This is a genomic window from Micromonospora sp. NBC_00617 (assembly GCF_045161355.1).
Classification (GTDB): domain Bacteria; phylum Actinomycetota; class Actinomycetes; order Mycobacteriales; family Micromonosporaceae; genus Micromonospora.
Map to the genome: position 1 here is coordinate 6817686 of NZ_CP107751.1, position 17383 is coordinate 6835068.

17 protein-coding genes are annotated in these 17383 nt (G+C 72.9%); 12 read left to right on the forward strand and 5 right to left on the reverse strand.

All coding sequences use genetic code 11. From position 1 onward, the window contains the following. Positions 1 to 65: 65 nt before the first annotated feature. Positions 66 to 2225 (reverse strand): prolyl oligopeptidase family serine peptidase, encoded by a 2160-nt coding sequence (locus tag OG505_RS31700; RefSeq protein WP_405429619.1) that lies wholly within the window; start codon positions 2223 to 2225, stop codon positions 66 to 68. 86 nt (positions 2226 to 2311) lie between these two features. Here OG505_RS31700 and mshB point away from each other — a divergent pair, with 86 nt between their 5' ends. From mshB to OG505_RS31715, 3 genes are all read left to right on the forward strand, one after another. After that, a complete protein-coding gene (gene mshB, locus OG505_RS31705; RefSeq protein ID WP_405429620.1) occupies positions 2312 to 3238 on the forward strand; it encodes an N-acetyl-1-D-myo-inositol-2-amino-2-deoxy-alpha-D-glucopyranoside deacetylase in 927 nt (308 codons plus the stop codon). A gap of 17 nt (positions 3239 to 3255) precedes the next feature. After that, positions 3256 to 3693 (forward strand): hypothetical protein, encoded by a 438-nt coding sequence (locus OG505_RS31710; protein WP_405429621.1) that lies wholly within the window; start codon positions 3256 to 3258, stop codon positions 3691 to 3693. Between the two features lie 79 nt (positions 3694 to 3772). Continuing rightward, on the forward strand, positions 3773 to 4237 hold the full coding sequence (locus OG505_RS31715; protein WP_405429622.1) for a hypothetical protein: 465 nt from the start codon (positions 3773 to 3775) through the stop codon (positions 4235 to 4237). Between the two features lie 117 nt (positions 4238 to 4354). Here OG505_RS31715 and OG505_RS31720 read toward each other — a convergent pair whose 3' ends face one another. Then, entirely contained in the window at positions 4355 to 5335 is a 981-nt protein-coding gene (locus tag OG505_RS31720; RefSeq protein ID WP_405429623.1) for a GNAT family N-acetyltransferase, read from the reverse strand. A 79-nt stretch (positions 5336 to 5414) separates the two neighbouring features. On the opposite strand from OG505_RS31720, the gene fdxA reads away from it, so the two are divergent. The 5 genes from fdxA to OG505_RS31745 are packed head-to-tail and all read left to right on the forward strand — an operon-like array spanning position 5415 to position 9197. Next, positions 5415 to 5741 carry a ferredoxin gene (fdxA, locus tag OG505_RS31725; RefSeq protein ID WP_091422126.1) on the forward strand — a complete coding sequence of 109 codons (327 nt, stop codon included), beginning with the start codon at positions 5415 to 5417 and terminating at the stop codon, positions 5739 to 5741. Then, positions 5738 to 6844 (forward strand): succinyldiaminopimelate transaminase, encoded by a 1107-nt coding sequence (gene dapC / locus OG505_RS31730; RefSeq protein WP_405434837.1) that lies wholly within the window; start codon positions 5738 to 5740, stop codon positions 6842 to 6844. Before fdxA ends, dapC begins: the two co-directional genes overlap by 4 nt. A gap of 16 nt (positions 6845 to 6860) precedes the next feature. Next, positions 6861 to 7889, forward strand: coding sequence for a prephenate dehydrogenase (locus tag OG505_RS31735; protein ID WP_405429624.1), 1029 nt, complete (start codon positions 6861 to 6863; stop codon positions 7887 to 7889). 10 nt (positions 7890 to 7899) lie between these two features. After that, positions 7900 to 8550, forward strand: coding sequence for an SIMPL domain-containing protein (locus OG505_RS31740; protein WP_405429625.1), 651 nt, complete (start codon positions 7900 to 7902; stop codon positions 8548 to 8550). Then, positions 8550 to 9197 carry a nucleoside/nucleotide kinase family protein gene (locus OG505_RS31745; protein ID WP_405429626.1) on the forward strand — a complete coding sequence of 216 codons (648 nt, stop codon included), beginning with the start codon at positions 8550 to 8552 and terminating at the stop codon, positions 9195 to 9197. The genes OG505_RS31740 and OG505_RS31745 overlap by 1 nt, the downstream gene beginning before the upstream one ends. A gap of 94 nt (positions 9198 to 9291) precedes the next feature. On the opposite strand, the gene OG505_RS31750 is transcribed toward OG505_RS31745, so the two are convergent. Next, the gene (locus tag OG505_RS31750) at positions 9292 to 9849 is read right to left on the reverse strand and encodes a sugar O-acetyltransferase (RefSeq protein ID WP_405429627.1); all 558 of its coding nucleotides are present in this window, start codon (positions 9847 to 9849) and stop codon (positions 9292 to 9294) included. Positions 9850 to 9986: 137 nt separating this feature from the next. Between OG505_RS31750 and OG505_RS31755 the strand changes: the two genes are divergently transcribed. Then, positions 9987 to 13352, forward strand: coding sequence for a S8 family serine peptidase (locus tag OG505_RS31755; RefSeq protein ID WP_405429628.1), 3366 nt, complete (start codon positions 9987 to 9989; stop codon positions 13350 to 13352). Positions 13353 to 13402: 50 nt separating this feature from the next. Here the strand turns inward: OG505_RS31755 and dapD are convergent, their stop codons facing one another. Beyond that, positions 13403 to 14362, reverse strand: coding sequence for a 2,3,4,5-tetrahydropyridine-2,6-dicarboxylate N-succinyltransferase (gene dapD, locus OG505_RS31760; protein WP_405429629.1), 960 nt, complete (start codon positions 14360 to 14362; stop codon positions 13403 to 13405). Between the two features lie 78 nt (positions 14363 to 14440). Between dapD and dapE the strand changes: the two genes are divergently transcribed. Beyond that, positions 14441 to 15514 (forward strand): succinyl-diaminopimelate desuccinylase, encoded by a 1074-nt coding sequence (dapE, locus tag OG505_RS31765; RefSeq protein ID WP_405429630.1) that lies wholly within the window; start codon positions 14441 to 14443, stop codon positions 15512 to 15514. 62 nt (positions 15515 to 15576) lie between these two features. Here dapE and OG505_RS31770 read toward each other — a convergent pair whose 3' ends face one another. Then, a complete protein-coding gene (locus OG505_RS31770; protein WP_234583810.1) occupies positions 15577 to 15747 on the reverse strand; it encodes a hypothetical protein in 171 nt (56 codons plus the stop codon). Between the two features lie 154 nt (positions 15748 to 15901). Here OG505_RS31770 and OG505_RS31775 point away from each other — a divergent pair, with 154 nt between their 5' ends. Both OG505_RS31775 and OG505_RS31780 read left to right on the forward strand, forming a co-directional pair. Further along, complete coding sequence (locus OG505_RS31775; RefSeq protein WP_405429631.1) at positions 15902 to 16765, forward strand: TIGR00730 family Rossman fold protein; 864 nt, start codon at positions 15902 to 15904, stop codon at positions 16763 to 16765. Further along, a complete protein-coding gene (locus tag OG505_RS31780; protein WP_405429632.1) occupies positions 16765 to 17310 on the forward strand; it encodes a TIGR00730 family Rossman fold protein in 546 nt (181 codons plus the stop codon). Before OG505_RS31775 ends, OG505_RS31780 begins: the two co-directional genes overlap by 1 nt. The last annotated feature ends 73 nt before the right edge of the window (positions 17311 to 17383 follow it).

The window sequence follows — 17383 nt, forward strand, 5'->3', positions numbered from 1 at the left end:
TGCGGTTATCCGTACCGTCGCTCTACCCGACGCTGCCCTTGCAGGACCCGACCTGCCGAAATCACTTAGCGAATGCTGCCCGACAACAGATGGGTACGCAGGAAGTCGAGTTCCAGCGGGAGCAGCCGCTCGGCGGTGCCGTTCGCGGCCAGGTGGGTGGCGCCGGTCAGCGGCAGCACGGCGTGCGGGCGGCCGGTGCTCAGCAGGGCCGCGGAGAGCCGGAGCGTGTGCGCGGCCACCACGTTGTCGTCGGCCAGACCGTGCACCAGCAGCAACGGGCGGGCCTGGTCCGGCCCGGTGACCGGCTCCGCGGCCAACTCGATCAGCGAGTGGTGCGCGTACACGTCCATGCCGTCCTCCGGCAGGCCGAGATAACGCTCGGTGTACGCGGTGTCGTACAGCGCCCAGTCGGTCACCGGTGCGCCCGCGATCCCGCACTTGAACAGCTCCGGGTGGCGCAACACCGCCAACCCGGCCAGCCACCCGCCGAACGACCAACCGCGTACCCCCACCCGGCTCAGGTCCAGGTCCGGATGCTTGCCGGCGAGCGCGGTCAGCGCGTCGATCTGGTCGGTCAGGATCACGTCGGCGACCCGCCGGTGGATCGCCTTCTCGAACGACGGCGCCACGCCCGGCGTACCCCGGTTGTCGATGGTGACCACCGCGAACCCGGCGTCGGCCCACCACTGCCGCTCCAGCCACGCGGCCCGGGCCGCCACCACCTCCTGGTGTCCCGGACCGCCGTAGATGTCGAGCAGCACCGGCAGCCGCCGGCCCGTCACATGGTTGTCGGGGTAGAGCACCGCCGCCGGCAGTCGCCGGTCGGTCACCCGCTCCAGCAGGGGCAGCGGCGAGTATGGCGGGTTGGCGGCCAGTGACCGCAGCTCGGCCAGCTCCTGCCCGCCGCGCGACACCGTCCACCGCACGCCGGCGTGGTCCAGCGAGGCGGCCCCCACCACCAGGACGTCCCCGCCGACGGCCGCCGTGTGCCAGCCCGAGTCGGTGGTGAGCCGCCGGGCGTCCACCCCGCCCCCGATGGTCGTACGGACCCGGAACAGGTGCCGTTCGCTCGGCTCGCCGTCACTCGCCTCGACCAGCAGGTCGGCGGGACCGCTGACGGCCGGCAGCCGACCCACCACCCGTCGCACGTACAGCGACGGGGGAGTGAGCAGGGTGCCGTCGGCGAACAGACAGCGGGCGTCGTACCCGTCGTGGGCCAGCTCGCCGCCGACCAGCACCCGGCCGTCGGGCAGGTGTGCCGGCGTGCCGGCGATCGGCTCCACCCAGCGCGGATCGGCCAGCTCGGCGTGCACCTGCGTCTCACCGGTGCGCGGGTCCACCGCGAGGACCAGCCCGTGCTGCTGCGAGCGGCGCAGCACGGTGATCAGCGGGCTGCCCTCGCCCCAGCTCACCTCGGTCAGGTACGGGTAGGTCTCGCGGTCCCAGTGCACGTCGACCCAGCCGTCGTTCAGGTCCAGCAGGTGCAGGCTGACCTCGGCGTTCGGGCCGCCGGCCCGGGGGTACGCCACCGCCGTCGGCGGGCTGCCCGGCTCGGCCGGGTCGTGCAGGTGCCAGCGGTCCAGCCGGGACTCGTCCACCCGGGCGGCGAGCACCATCCGCCCGTCCGGGGCCCACCAGTAGCCCCGGTACCGGCCGAACTCCTCCGCCGCGATGTGCTCGGCCAGACCCCAGCTCACCCCGGCGTCCTCGCCTGCCAGCAGGGTGTCCGTGCCATCGGCCTCGATGACGCGCAGCTCACCCCGGCGCACACCACCGGCGGCGTCGGTCACGTACGCCAGGCGCTCCCCGGTCGGATCCGGTCGAGGATCCAGCACCGGACCGACGGCGGCCACCTCCACCACGTCACCGTGCACCAGATCGGCCCGGAACAGCCGACCGGCCAGCGCGAACACCGCGATCCGGCCGGCGGCGTCCAACGCGTACGAGCCGATGCCGGCGGCAGTGAGCCGCAGCCGTTCGCGCAGCGCCCGCTCGCCTGGGGAGAGCGCCCGCACGTCACCCTCGGCGCCCAGCAGGGTGGCCGGATCGGCTACCAGTCGTTCCTCGCCGGTCGCCACGTCCAGCAGCCAGAGCGCGTCCGCCGGGTCCTCCGGGCCGGCCGAGCGCAGGAAGATCACCCGGGAGCCGTCTTCGGCCACGGAGACAGCGCGCGGCGCGCCGTGGCTGAACCGGCGGGTGCGGGCGGCCAGCTCCGGAAAGTCCACAGGCCAAATCGTAGAGCCGCGCCGGGCGTGATGTGGCCGACCTGGGCGGACGCGTCGACGACCCTGGGGGAGAACCGCCAGTTAGAGTGACCGTCGTGACGACGTTGCCCGACCGCCGCCTGCTGCTGGTCCACGCGCACCCCGACGACGAGTCGATCGGCACCGGCTCGACCATGGCTCACTACGCCGCCGCCGGCGCACACGTCACGCTGGTGACCTGCACCCTCGGCGAGGAGGGCGAGATCCACGTACCGGCACTGGCGCAGCTCGCCGCCGCCGAGGCCGACCAGCTCGGCGGGTACCGGATCGCCGAGCTGGTCGCCGCCTGCGCCGCGCTCGGCGTCAGCGACCACCGTTTCCTCGGGGGCGCCGGCCGCTACCGCGACTCGGGGATGATGGGCCTCGCGACGAACGATCACCCCCGCGCCTTCTGGCAGGCGGACCTCGACGAGGCCGCCGGGCACCTGGTGGAGATCATGCGGGAGGTACGCCCCCAGGTGCTGATCACGTACGACCCGAACGGCTTCTACGGCCACCCCGACCACATCCAGGCACACCGGGTGGCGATGCGCGCCGTCGAACTGGCCGCCGTCGAGGGCTGCGCCCCGGCGAAGGTCTACTGGACGGCCATGCCGCTCAGCGTGCTGGAGGCCGGCATGGCGCACTTCGCCGAATCCTCGGACAACCCGTTCGCCGGCATCCAGGACCTGGCCGAGCTGCCCTTCGGCACCCCGGACGACCAGATCGCCGCCCGGATCGACGGCACCGACCAGCACGCGGCCAAGGAGGCGGCGATGCGGGCGCACGCCACCCAGATCCCGGCCACCTCCTGGCTCTACTCGATCGCCGGCAACTTCGGGGGCGAGTTCATGGGCGTGGAGTTCTTCACCCTCGCGGTCGGCGCGAAGGGCCCGGGCGCCGGCCCGTACGGCTGGGAGGACGACCTCTTCGCCGGGCTGTCCGGAGCGGCCCCCGCGGACCGGTCCCCGGTCGCGGCGGCCGGTCTCCGGTGACGCTCCCCGCCGCGCCGATGTCGGTCCTGAACGACCAGGACACCCCGCCCGAGGCGGGGCCACCGCCGCGACTGCTGGACCTGGGTCTGCGGCTCGCCGGCGCGGTCGTCGTGATGGTGGCGGGGGTCGTGACCGGTGTGCTGGAGCTGCTGCTCGCCACCCTCCGGGTCGGCGGGCAGCTCATCGGGGTCTCGGCGCTGCTCGCCGTCGGCGCCAACATCGTGTTGAGCTGGTTCGCGCACGAGGTGGTCGGCCGTCGCTGGGCGGTGGCGCTGCCGGCGGTGCCGTGGTTCGCCCTGATGGCGGTGGCCGCCATCCGCACCACCGAGGGCGACCTGCTGCTGGCCGGCGACAACTGGGTCGGCCTGGCGATGATCGTGGCCGGCGCGATGACGTTCGCCGTGATGGGTTTCCGGCAGATCCTCGCCCCGCCGCCCACGCTCGGTCGCTGGTGACGCCACACAGGTACGAGTGGTAGATATTCCTGCCAGGGATGTGGCCCCGCAAACGGGGCGTACGGCAGGAGGTCGTGCGATGGACAAACGGTGGCGGACCATCGGGGTGCTCGCGGGAGGGCTGTTCGCGGTCAACCTGGTCGCCCGGCTGGTCACCCGGTTCGCTTTCGATGGTGACGACGCCGCGGCCGACCGGGTGTCGCTGGCGATGTTCGTGGTGATCGGATTGACCATGGCCGCGATCGCCTTCCGCTGGGGACGCGTGCGGCCGCTGGCCGTGTGGGCGGGCGACGTGGCGGTCGTGGTGCTGGTGGCCATGGCCCTGACCGTGCTGGTCGGGCCGCTGGTGGTCGGTCACAACCCGTTCGCCGACGGCGCGGGCACGTTCTTCGCCCAGATCTGGCTCTACCTGCTCGCCACCGGCCTCGGGACCATGATCGGGTACCTGGTGGCGACCGCCCTCGGGCTCGACCACCGCTCGCAGCAGCTCAAGCGGTACGCCGAGGTCAAGGCGGCCAAGCCCCGCCGCGTGGTTCGCCGCTGACGTCGACCTGCCGGTGCGCGCCGCGCCGGCCCGAGCCTCCCGCTTGATCAACTCACTGTCGCCGATGTGGCGGTGTCGAGCGCCCGGGACACCCCCGACTCGGCGATCTGGAGTGGATCAAGCGGTGGCCGGGTCGGTTGGGTGCGGGGCGACCCGGGTCAGGTAGGTGTGGTGGGTGACGAAGCCGAGCGTCCGGTAGAGCGCGACGGCCGTCGTGTTGCGCTGCTCCACCTGGAGAAATGCGTGCGTGGCACCGACCGACACACCCCACGCGGACAATGCGACGATCACTCGGCGTGCCAGTCCCTGCCGGCGGGCTGTCGGCAGCACCTCGATCAGGCTGAGGCCCAACCAACGGCCCTCGCCGGTCACCGTGCCGCGGCCGATCGCCACCAGCGTGCCGTCGACGTACACGTGGGCGAAACGGACCTGGCCCACCGCGGTGAGCACGTGCCGGGCGGCGTCCGGTAGGCCGCCCTTGCGACCGGCGGCGACGGCAAGCCACTCGTCGCTGGGCGCGGTCACCACCTCGACGACGGCACCGCCCGACGTGGCCGGGGCGGCGGCGGGTGGCAGGGGGAGCGGCGCGGTCTGTACGAGTGTCGGTGGGCGGCTGTCCCAGCCGCGTTCGTCCAGCTCGGCGCCGACCGGCGCGGCGAGCGGCAACGGCGTGTTGATCATCGCCGGCTGACCTCGGTCGGCGTACCAGCGCTCGACCGCGTCCACCGCCGCCGGCAGCGGTCGGTCCGGATCGCCGATCGGCAGTGCCGAGTTGGCCCGGCCGGTCCAACCCTCGGCCGAGCGCAGCAGCCAGTCGCCGAGCCGACCGCGCGTTGGCGCCGGCCAGGCCTCGTCGGCGGCCCGTTCCAGCGCCACCACCGCAGCGGCGGTCGGCCGGCGGGTCGGCGGCACCCGCTTGGCCCGGTGCACCTGCGCCACCGGAACCCGCAGCGGGCCCTGCGCCGTGGCGAGGGTGAGATGAGTCTCGCTCAACTCCACCAGCTCGCCGAGGGCATCGGAAAACAGCGGGCGGCCTTCGCGAATCCCCACAATCCGGCGGACCACAATCCGGTGTCCCACATCCTGCTGTCGGAGCACGATCGACCCCCTCCCCGGCGAGATACTAGGCTCTTACCGTCGCGGGAGATCGCGGCGCGTCTTGCGGAGGAGAAGACCGGTGACCTACATCATCGCCGAGCCGTGCGTGGATGTGCTCGACAAGGCATGCATCGAGGAATGCCCGGTCGACTGCATTTACGAGGGCAACCGGATGCTCTACATCCACCCCGACGAGTGCGTCGACTGTGGTGCCTGTGAGCCTGTCTGCCCCGTGGAGGCGATCTTCTACGAGGACGACGTCCCGGAGCAGTGGAAGGACTACACCGGCGCGAACTACGAGTTCTTCGAGGAGCTGGGCTCGCCCGGGGGCGCCTCGAAGATCGGCAAGGTGGAGAAGGACGCCACCTTCGTCGCCGCGCAGCCGCCGCGCGGCGAGGGCCACTGAACCGGCCCGCGCCGGTTTCGGCACGGCTGCCCGAGTTCACCTGGGACACCCTGGACGCCGCGGCCACGCTGGCCGCGGCGCATCCGGAGGGCCTGATCAACCTCTCCATGGGCACGCCGGTCGACCCGGTTCCGGCGGTGATCCGTCAGGCGTTGGCGGACGCGTCCGACGCTCCGGGTTACCCGCTCACCGCCGGCACTCCGGCGCTGCGCGACGCGATCGCGGCGTGGGTCGCCCGGGCCTGTGGCGCTGGCGTCGACGGTCTCGGCGTCCTGCCGACCATCGGCTCCAAGGAGCTGGTCGCCTGGCTGCCGACGCTGCTCGGCATCGGTCCCGGCGACGTGGTGGTCGTGCCGTCGATCGCCTACCCCACCTACGAGGACGGGGCGCGGCTGGCCGGCGCCACCGTGGTTCGCGCCAACTCGCTCACCGCGGTCGGGCCGACCTCGCGCGTCCGGCTGGTCTGGGTCAACTCGCCCGGTAACCCGACCGGGCGGGTGCTGCCCGCAGCACACCTGCGCAAGGTCGTCGACTGGGCCCGGGAGCGCGGCGCGGTGGTCGCCAGCGACGAGTGCTACCTGCCGCTGGGCTGGTCGGCCGAGCCGGTCTCGGTGCTGTCCCCGCAGGTCTGCGGCGGCGACTACACCGGGGTGCTCGCCGTGCACTCGCTCTCCAAGCGGTCCAACCTCGCCGGCTACCGGGCCGGGTTCGTGGCCGGCGATCCGGCTCTCGTCGCCGAGCTGTTGAAGGTCCGCAAGCACGCCGGCATGATCGTGCCCGCGCCGGTGCAGGCCGCGATGGTGGCCGCCCTCCAGGACGAGGAGCACGCCGTCGAGCAGCGGGAGCGCTACCGCGCCCGGCGCGAGGTGCTGGCCGCCGCGTTCACCGGCGCCGGCTTCACGGTCGAGCACTCGGAGGCGGGCCTCTACCTCTGGCTCACCCGCGACGAGGACTGCTGGGAGACGGTCGACTGGCTGGCCCGGCGCGGCATCCTGGTCGCTGCCGGTGTCTTCTACGGCCCCTCCGCCCAGCGGTACGTCCGGGTGGCGCTGACCGAGTCCGACGAGCACGTCGCAGCGGTCGCCGGCCGGCTGCGGGCCTGACCCCGGGCGGCCGGCCATGACCGACGGCGACACCGGACGGTACGCCAACGTACGGGCGGCGGTGCTCGGCACCGGCCTGATCGGTGGTTCGCTGCTGCTGCGTCTCGCCGACGCCGGCCTGGACGTCGCCGGGTGGGATCCGGACCCGGCGACACGGGAACGGGCCCGGGAGCGCGGTTTGACGGCCCCGGCCACGGTCGAACAGGCCGTCGCCGGCCGGGACGTGGTCTTCCTCTGCGGTCCGCTGCCCACCCTGCCCCGGACCCTGGCCCAGGTGGCCGACCTGACCGCGCCGGGTTGTGTGCTGACCGACGTCGGCAGCACCAAGGTCGAGGTGGCTGCGGCCGCCGACCGGCTGGGGCTCACCGACCGTTTCGTACCCGGGCACCCGATGGCGGGCGCGGAGTCCGCCGGCCTGACGGCGGCCTCCCCGACGCTGCTCACCGGTGCCGCCTGGGTGCTCTGCCCGGCGACGGGCGCCGCGACGCTCGCCTTCCGCTGGCTGACCGGGCTGCTGGTGGAGCTGTTCGGTGCCCGGGTGGTGCCGATGTCCGCGCCGGCGCACGACTCGGTGGCCGCGCTCGCGTCGCACGTGCCGCACCTGTTGGCCGGCGCGCTGGCCGGGGCGGTGCAGCGGTCGCCGCTGCGCGACGCCGTGCTGGCACTGGCCGCGGGCAGCTTCTCCGACGGCACCCGGGTCGCCGGCACACCGGCCGAGCGGACGGCGAACATGCTGCTCGGCAACCGCGAACGGGTCCTGCACGAGCTGGCCGAGGTCCGGGTGCTGCTGGACGAGTTGGCCGGCGCGCTGCGTGCTGGCGACGCGCCCGCGCTCACCGCCGGGTACGCCCAGGCCGGCGCGGCGCGGTCGGCGTTGCGGGGCCGCCGGTTCGGCCCGGCGGACCGCGAGTTCCCGGCCGGCGGCGACCACGCCGTCGAGGTGGGCTGGCTGCGCGGGCTGGGCGACGCCGGTGGCCACCTGACGGGATGCCGGATCGGCTCGGACGTCGTCTCCTACCCGGCATGGCTGCCGGTGGCTGACTAGGCTGACAGGCATGGCGACGGACGGCCCGGTTGTGCAGGTGCGCGGCGAGGCGACCCGGGAGGTGCCGCCCGAGTTGGCGCGGTTCGCGGTCACCGCGACCGCCCGCGGTCGGGATCGGGAGGCGACGCTGACGCAGCTCGCCGAGCGGGCCGCCGCCGTCCGCGTGCTGCTGGACGGCTCGGAGCCGGCGGTGGCCCGGCGGGAGGCCGGCGACCTGTGGGTCCGGCCGCAGACCAAGCGCTCGGGTGAGCGCGTCGTGGGCTGGCTCGGCAGCGTCACCACGACGGTCACCGTCATCGACTTCACCGCTCTGGGCGAGCTGATGCTCCGACTGGCCGACCAGGACCAGGTCGAGGTGGCCGGCCCCTGGTGGGAGCTGCGCCCGGACAGCCCCGCGTACCGCGAGGCGCGGCACGCCGCGATCAACGACGCACTGCTGCGCGCCCGGGAGTACGCCGAGGCGCTCGGCGCCCGCGTCACCGCGTTGATCGAGCTGGCCGACTCCGGTCCGGGGGACCGGCCGATGTTCGCCCGCGCGGCCTTCGACGTCGGGGGTGGCGCTGGCGGCGGGGTGCCCGAGCTGGAGCTGGACCCGCAGCCGCAGACCGTGCAGGCAGCGGTACAGGCCCGGTTCACGATCAGCGATCCGGTGCTGGGCTGATGCCGGCGGCCCGGGTGCTGGCCGTCGACGAGCTGGTGGCGCGGGCGCGGTCACTGGCCGACGCCGGCCCGCGGCAGTTGCTCGGCATCACCGGGGCGCCCGGCGCTGGCAAGTCCACCCTGGCCGAGCGGATCGTCGCCGAGGTCGGGCCGAGCGCCCGGCTGGTGCCGATGGACGGCTTCCATCTGGCGCAGGCGCAGCTGGTCCGGTTGGGCCGCGCCGACCGCAAGGGCGCGGTCGACACCTTCGACGCCAACGGGTACGTGTCACTGCTGCGCCGGTTGCGCCGGCTGGAGCCGACCTCGGTCTACGCGCCGGAGTTCCGCCGTGAGATCGAGGAGCCGGTGGCCGGTGCGATCGAGGTGCCGCCGTCGGTGCGCCTGGTGGTGACCGAGGGCAACTACCTGCTCGTGCCGGACTTTCCGTGGGAGGAGGTCCGGACGCTGCTGCACGAGGTGTGGTTCCTCGACCTGGACGTCGAGCTGCGCCAGCGCCGGTTGACCGCTCGGCATGAGGCGTACGGGCGGTCACCGGAGCAGGCGCGGGCCTGGGCGTTGGGCAGCGACGAGGCCAACGCGGCCTGCGTCATCCCCACGGCCGATCGGGCCGACCTGGTGGTCCGCCTGCCCGACCCGCCGGTGAGCTGAGCGACCGTCGTCACTGCTCGCCGCGATCGTCGCGGGTCATGTCCCCGGTGGTGGGCGTTCCGGGGTCGATGTGGATCGTTCCCATGCTGTCTTCTCAGTCGAGTTCGCGGACCGGTCGGGCCGGGTTGCCGACCGCGACCACGTTGGCGGGTAGGTCGCGGGTCACCACCGCTCCGGCGCCGACGACGGTGTTCGCGCCGATCGTCACTCCCGCGAGCACGATCGCGCCGCCGCCGAGCCACACATTGTCGCCAATGGTGATCGGTTTGGCGGCCTCCCACTTGTCGCGGCGCGGGCCGGGTTCCACCGGGTGGGTCGGCGTGAGGAGCTGCACGTTCGGTCCGACCTGGACGTCCGCGCCGAGGGTGATCGCCGCGACGTCGAGGAAGACCGCGTTGTAGTTGACGAAGCTGCGGGGCCCGATCCGGATCTGCCAACCGTAGTCGCAGTAGAACGGCGGACGGATCCAGGTGCCCTCACCGAGCTCGCCGAGCAGGTCGCGCAGGGCCGCGAGCCGCTGCGCCGGATCCGCCGCGGGGCTGGTGTTGAAGCGTTCCATCAACCGGGCGGCCCGGTCCAGGTCGGCGATGAGCTCGGGATCGTCGGCGAGGTAGGGCTCGCCGGCGAGCATCTTGTCCTTCATGGAGGTCACCGCTCGATCATGCCGGCCCGGTTCGTCGGCTTGTGGCGGGTCCGTCATCTTTCTGTCTTCTTTTTGCATACGCGGTATGCAATTCTGGGTTGTCAATGTGACTCCCGTACATCAAGACGCTTGACGAGGAGGATCCGTTGCACCAGAGAAGAAGATTGGCCGCCCTCGGCCTCGTGTTCGCGCTGGCGCTCGCCGCGCCGGCCCCCGCATCCGCCGCACCCACCGCGCCAGCCCCGCCGGGTGGCGCCGACCGGCAGACCACCCCCGGCGGGCCCACCCCCAACCGGTCGACCACCGTCACGCTGATCACCGGTGACCGGGTCACGGTCAACGGCTCCGGCTCCGGCGCCTCGGTCCGTCCCGGCGCCGGCCGCGAGGACGTACGGTTCCTGATCCAGCGCGAGCGCGGCCGCCTCTCGGTGACACCTACCGACGCGCTGCCGTTGCTGCGCTCGGGTCGGGTGGACCGGCGGCTCTTCGACGTCACCGGGCTGGTCGAGGCGCGCTACGACGACGCCCACCGCGACACCCTGCCGCTGCTGGTGGCGTACGGCTCGACGGGCAACGCCCGGCGCGCCCCGGCCGCTCTGCCCGGCACCCGGGTGACCCGCGACCTGCCGGCGATTCGCGGCGCGGCCCTGACCACCGGCAAGTCCTCCCTCGGCGCGGTCTGGTCCACGGTCGCCACCGGTTCCGCCGGGGCTCGCCTCGACGCGGCGGGGGGCGTCGAGCGGATCTGGCTGGACGCTCGCCGCCGGGTGACCCTCGACCACAGCGTGCCGCAGATCGGCGCGCCCGCCGCCTGGGCGGCCGGGTTCACCGGCAAGGGAGTCTCCGTCGCGGTGCTGGACACCGGCGTCGACGCGACCCACCCGGACCTCGCCGGCAAGGTGGCCGAGGCGCGCAACTTCACCGAGGCCCCCGAGGCTCGGGACATGGTCGGCCACGGCACCCACGTCGCCTCGACAATCGCCGGGTCCGGCGCGGCCTCCGGTGGCAGGTACCGGGGTGTCGCCCCGGACGCGACGCTGCTGGACGGCAAGGTCTGTGAGGACCAGGGGTGCAGCGACTCGGCGATCCTCGCCGGCATGCAGTGGGCCGCGGTGGACAAGAAGGCCGCGGTGGTCAACATGAGCCTCAGCGGCTGGGACACCCCGGAGGTCGACCCGCTGGAGGAGGCGGTGCAGACCTTGACCGCGCAGACCGGCACGCTCTTCGTCCTCGCCGCCGGCAACGACGGCTCGGACGGCTCGGTCGGCTCCCCGGCCAGCGCCGACGCCGGGCTCGCCGTGGGCGCGGTGGACCGCAACGACGAACTTGCCGAATTCTCCAGCCGGGGTCCACGGGTCGGCGACGACGCGCTGAAGCCGGACATCACCGCGCCCGGCGTCGACATCGTGGCCGCACGGTCCGCCACCGGTGTCATCGGCGATCCGGTGGGGGACCGCTACGTCACGCTCTCCGGCACGTCGATGGCCACCCCGCACGTGGTCGGGTCGGCCGCGCTGCTCGCCCAGCAGCACCCGGGGTGGCGGGCCGACCGGCTCAAGGCCACCCTGATGGCCGCCGCCAAGCCACACCCGGACCAGACCGCCTACCAGCAGGGAGCCGGGCGGGTCGACGTCGCGCACGCGATCACCGAGCAGATCACCACCGACCCGGTGAGCGTCTCGTTCGGGCGTACGCTCTGGCCGCACGGCGACGACGACCCGATCACCCGCACGGTCACCTGGCGCAACGACGGTCCCGCCCCGGTCACCGTGGACCTGAGCGTCGAGGGCGCCGGCCCCGGCGGTCGGGCGCTGCCGGCCGGCCTGTTCCAGTTGGGCGCCGACCGGCTCACCGTGCCGGCGGGCGGTACGGCCGCCACGACCGTCACCGCGAACACCCGGCTCGGTGACGCCGACGGCTACTGGACCGGGCGGATCGTGGCCCGATCGGGAGCGGCCGTCGCGGTCACCCCGCTGGCCGTGCACCGGGAGGTGGAGAGCTACACGCTGACCGTGGAGCACCTCAACCGTGCCGGCGCGCGCACCGCGGACCACTGGACCCTCCTGCTGGGACTGGACAGCTTCGCCTCCTGGGACCTCGTCAGCGACGACGGGGTGGCCACCGTGCGGGTGCCAAAGGGGCGCTACGGCCTGAGCGGCCTGGTCTTCGAGCCCGCGCCGGAGGGTGAGCAGGGCGGGATGTCCCTGTTGGCTGAGCCCGAACTGACAATCGAGCGGGACACCCGGATCGTCGTGGACGCCCGCCGAGCCAGACCGGTCCGGACGACAGTCCCCGAGCGGGGCGCCAAGCCGGAGCTGATCGACGTCAGCGGCAACTTCACGGCCGACGACGGCAGCGTTTACGGCGTCGGGCTCTGGGCGGACACGTTCACCGGCCTGACCAGCGGCCAACTCGGCAAGCGGGTCTCCGCCGACCGGTTCGTCGCCACCATCAGCAGCCAGTGGATCAAGCCGGACACGGCCGACAGCCCCTACCTGTACGCGCTGGCCGAAGCGATCCCGGGCCGGCTGCCCACGGGGTACGTCCGCAACTACGCCAAGCGGGACCTGGCCACCGTGGTGCACCAGTTCCGTGGTGGCTACCCGGGCACGGAGGCCGAGCGGATCGTGTACCCCGTGCTGGAGTACAACGTCGGTGGGTCCGCCCTGATCCTGCCCACCGTCGTGCCCGGCCAACGGGTCGAGCACTACAACACCAAGGGCGTGAAGTGGGAATCCGAGCTCGACGTCGGAACGCGGGACGAGGACGGTTGGCTGAACGCGCAGGGGGCGCTCTTCTCCGCGCCCACCGCGTACCGGGCCGGGCGGACGGTGCAGGAGGTCTGGAACCAGGCCCCGTACGGGCCGTCCTTCCCGACCCCGCGCTGGCCGGAGAACAGCGTCACCCGCGTCGGTGACACCATCCTGGTCGGCCTGCCGATGTTCAGCGACGCGGCCGGGCATCCGGGCTGGTCGCTGACCGACAGTGAGCGGACCGAGCTCTGGCGCGACGGCAAGCTGGTCGGCGAGAGCGAGTACGCCGGCTACGGCCAGTTCACCGTGCCGCCCGGTGCGGCGAACTACCGGCTCGTCACGTCGGCGAAGCGCAGCCTCACCGACCTGAGCACCGAGGTGGAGTCCAGCTGGACCTTCCGGTCCGGGCACGTCGCCGGTGACACGCCGGCCCGGCTGCCCCTGTCGGCGGTGCGCTTCGCGCCGCCGTTGCGGGTCGACAACAGCGCTCCGGCCGGTCAGGGCTTCGTCGTCCCGGTGCGGGTGCAGCGGCAGCCCGGCGCACCGGCCGCCCGGGTGGACAAGCTCACCGTCGACGTCTCGTACGACGGTGGGAAGACCTGGCGCAAGGCGACGTTGATCCGCACCGGAGGTGACGGCTGGTTGGCCGTGCTGCACCATCCGGCCGGCACGGGCTACGCGTCGCTGCGGGCCACCGCCCGCGACACCGCCGGCAACACGGTCACCGAACGGATCATCCAGGCGTACCGGTTGCGCTGAGGCGTACCCCGTCGGGTCCGCGGCCAAGTGCCGCGGACCCGGCGGGTGCGTCAGTCGTTGGCGTGCAGGGCGGCGTTCAGCTCGATGCCCCGGCCGGTGCGCGGGCGGGCCTCCAGCGCGCCGGTGACCGAGTTGCGCCAGAACAGCAGGCCGTCGACGCCGGACAGCTCGCGGGCCTTGACCACCCGGCCGTCCGGCAGAGTGATCTTGGAGGCGGCGGTGATGTAGCAGCCCGCCTCCACCACGCAGTCGTCGCCGAGGGAGATGCCGACGCCGGCGTTCGCGCCGACCAGGCTCCGCTCACCGATGCTCACCTTCTCGGTGCCGCCACCGGAGAGCGTGCCCATGATCGAGGCGCCGCCGCCGATGTCGGAGCCGTCACCGACCAGCACGCCCTGCACGATCCGCCCCTCGACCATCGAGGTGCCAACGGTGCCGGCGTTGAAGTTGACGAAGCCCTCGTGCATCACAGTGGTGCCGGCGGCCAGGTGCGCGCCGAGCCGAACCCGGTCGGCGTCGGCGATCCGCACGCCGGAGGGCACCACGTAGTCGGTCATCCGGGGGAACTTGTCCACCCCGTACACCGACAGGTGCCGGCCCGCGGCCCGCTCGATCACCCGCAGCTCGTCCACCCGCTCCGGCGGGCACGGCCCGGCGGACGTCCAGGCCACGTTCGCCAGCTTGCCGAAGATGCCGTCCAGGTTGAGCTGGTTGGGCCGCACCAGGCGGTGCGACAGCAGGTGCAACCGGAGGTACGCGTCGGACGCGTCCTTGATCGGGTCGTCCAGCGAACCGATCACCGTAACCACCTGGACGGTACGCAGACCGGGCAGCGACCGGTCGCCCAGCGCGCCCGGCGGCAGGTCCAGCACGTCCGACTCGCCCTCGCCGGCGACCAGCGGCAGCTCACCCAGGCCCAGCTTGCCGGTCGGATACCAGGTGTCGAGCACCTGCCCGTCGGCGGTGACGGTGGCCAGGCCGATGCCCCAGGCGGAATCTGCGGACGTCACTGTTACACCTCTCGGTCGCGGCCAGGCCGGCCTCGGCTCGCTCCTCGCGCTGACAGACCTGAAGGTACCGTGCGAACCATGGAGAACCCGCTGACCCCCGAGGTCCTCGCCGATCCGGTGCAGCTGACCCGCGTACTGGTCGACATAGAGTCCGTGTCCCTCAACGAGAAGGCGATCGCCGACTTCGTCGAGGAGGTGCTGCGGGGCGTACCGCACCTGTCCACGCACCGACACGGCAACACCGTGATGGCGCGCACCGACCTCGGCCGGTCGCAGCGCGTCGTGCTCGCCGGTCACCTGGACACCGTGCCGCTGAACAACAACTTCCCGTCGACGATGCGCGGCGACCTGATGTACGGCTGCGGGACCTCCGACATGAAGTCCGGCGTCGCGTACGCCCTGCACCTGGCCGTGACGCTGCCCGATCCGCGCTACGACGTGACGTACTTCTTCTACGAGGCCGAGGAGATCGAGTCGCGCTACAACGGGCTCAACCTCGTCGCGCAGGCGTTCCCGGAGTGGCTGGACGCGGACTTCGCGGTGCTGCTGGAGCCGACGTACGGCATCGTCGAGGCGGGCTGCCAGGGCACCATGCGGTCGGTGGTCACCACGACCGGCGTACGCGCCCACTCGGCGCGCTCCTGGCACGGCGTGAACGCGATCCACGCGGCCGGGGAGGTGCTGCGCCGTCTCCAGACGTACGAGGCACGCCGGGTCACCATCGACGGCTGCGACTACCGCGAGGGCATGAACGCGGTACGGATCAACGGTGGTGTGGCTGGCAACGTGGTCCCGGACCACTGCGAGATCGAGGTCAACTACCGGTTCGCCCCGGACCGCACCCCCGCCGAGGCGGAGGCGCACCTGCATGAGGTGTTCGACGGCTTCGAGGTGCGGGTGACCGACACCGCGGCGGGTGCCGCGCCGGGGCTGGAGGCGGCCCCGGCGAAGGAGTTCCTGGCGGCGGTCGGCGCCGCGCCGATCGGCAAGCTGGGCTGGACGGATGTGGCCCGGTTCGCGGCCATGGGGATCCCCGCGCTGAACTTCGGCCCGGGCGATCCGAACCTCGCCCACCACCCTGACGAGCACGTCGAGATCAGCAAGATCCGTGACGGCGCGGCGACGCTGCACCGCTGGCTCGCACCGGCCTGACCTGGTCGGGCCCGTTGCGGGCTGGCCGGTCGGCCGTGTTCCCGGCGATCAAGAGGTTCGCGTCAGCCTGGCCCGTTGTCGGCGGCGCGAACCTCTTGATCGGCTCCGGATCCGGTGGCGGCGGGCGACAGGGCGGGGTCGAGGTCACGGGCGCGGCGGCGCTCGGCCACCACGTCGTGGATCCGTCGCTGCATCTGTCGACGGATCCGGATCATCTCGCTGTTGCTGATCACGCTGTCTCCTCCCCCGAAGGCGCGCGCCCGGGCATACCCGGTATGTGAATAGTAAGACGTACGGGGAAGCCAAATAGTTGCCCATGATCGCGAACTATTTCTCGGCGTCCGCGCCCCGCACACCCGGCGTGTGCGGCTCCACTACGGTTGCCTCATGAGCCAGAACAACGGGCGGGAGGCCGGCCGCGGCCCGGGGCAGGAGCGGCACCGGGGCGCCGTCACGCTGCGCCGAGGGGCGATCCCGAGCAGCACCGCCGACCAGCGACTGCTGGACTCGCGCGGGCGCGAGGACTGGAAGACCAGGGACGCCTGGCGGGCACTGCGCATCCTCTCCGAGTTCGTCGAGGGCTTCGACACCCTCGCCGACCTGCCGCCGGCGGTCAGCGTCTTCGGCTCGGCGCGCAGCGGTCCGGACGCGGCCGAGTGCCGGCTCGCCGAGGAGATGGGTGGCGCGCTCGCGCGGGCCGGTTACGCGGTGATCACCGGGGGTGGCCCGGGAGTGATGGAGGCCGCCAACCGGGGCGCCACCGAGGCCGGCGGGCTCTCCGTCGGGCTCGGCATCGAGCTGCCGTTCGAGCAGGGCATCAACGACTGGGTCGACCTGGCCATCGACTTCCGCTACTTCTTCGCCCGCAAGACCATGTTCGTCAAGTACGCGCAGGCGTTCGTGGTGCTGCCCGGCGGATTCGGCACCATGGACGAGCTGTTCGAGGCGCTCACCCTGGTGCAGACCGGCAAGGTCACCCGGTTCCCGGTCGTGCTGATGGGGGTCGCCTACTGGCAGGGGCTGCTCGACTGGCTGCGCGACACCATGGCCGCCAGCGGCAAGATCGGCCCGGTGGACCTGGATCTGATCTGCCTCACCGACGACGTCAACGCGGCCGTCCGCCACATCGTCGAGGCCGAGGCGGCGCTCTCCGTCGAGCAGGAGGCGGTCCGCGACGAGGCCGTGGCGCGTACCGGCGCCGACCAGCAGGCCGCCGCCGAGCAGGCCCCCGACCGGCCCCGGGAGGGCTGATGGCGGCGGTCTGCGTCTTCTGCGCCTCGTCCCGCACCCTCGACCAACGCTGGCTCGACCTCGCCGCGGAGACCGGCGCGGAGCTGGCCCGGCGCGGGCACACGCTGGTCAGCGGCGGCGGTTGCGTCGGCATGATGGGCGCGGTGGTCGACGGCGCGCGGGCCGCCGGCGGGCGCACCGTGGGCGTCATCCCGCAGGCGCTCGTCGATCTGGAGGTCGCCGACCTGGCCTCGGACGAGCTGCTGGTGACCGACTCGATGGCCAGCCGCAAGACCCTGATGATCGACAGGTCGGACGCGTTCCTCACCCTGCCGGGCGGGCTGGGCACACTGGACGAGTTGTTCGAGGTCTGGACCACCGCCACCCTCGCCCTGCACGCCAAGCCGATGGTGCTGATCGACACCGACGGCTTCTACCGGCCCCTGCTGGACTGGCTGGCCACCCTCACCGACCAGAACTTCCTCAAACCCGCCGGGCGCAACCTGCTGACCGTGGTCGCCACGGTCCCCGAAGCGGTGAAAGCGCTGGAGTCCCACCTACCCTGACTCCGGGTCCCACCCGGTCGGTCAGGAGAGGTGGCGGCAGGGCCGTCGGCGTGTCGTGCCGCCACCTCGATGA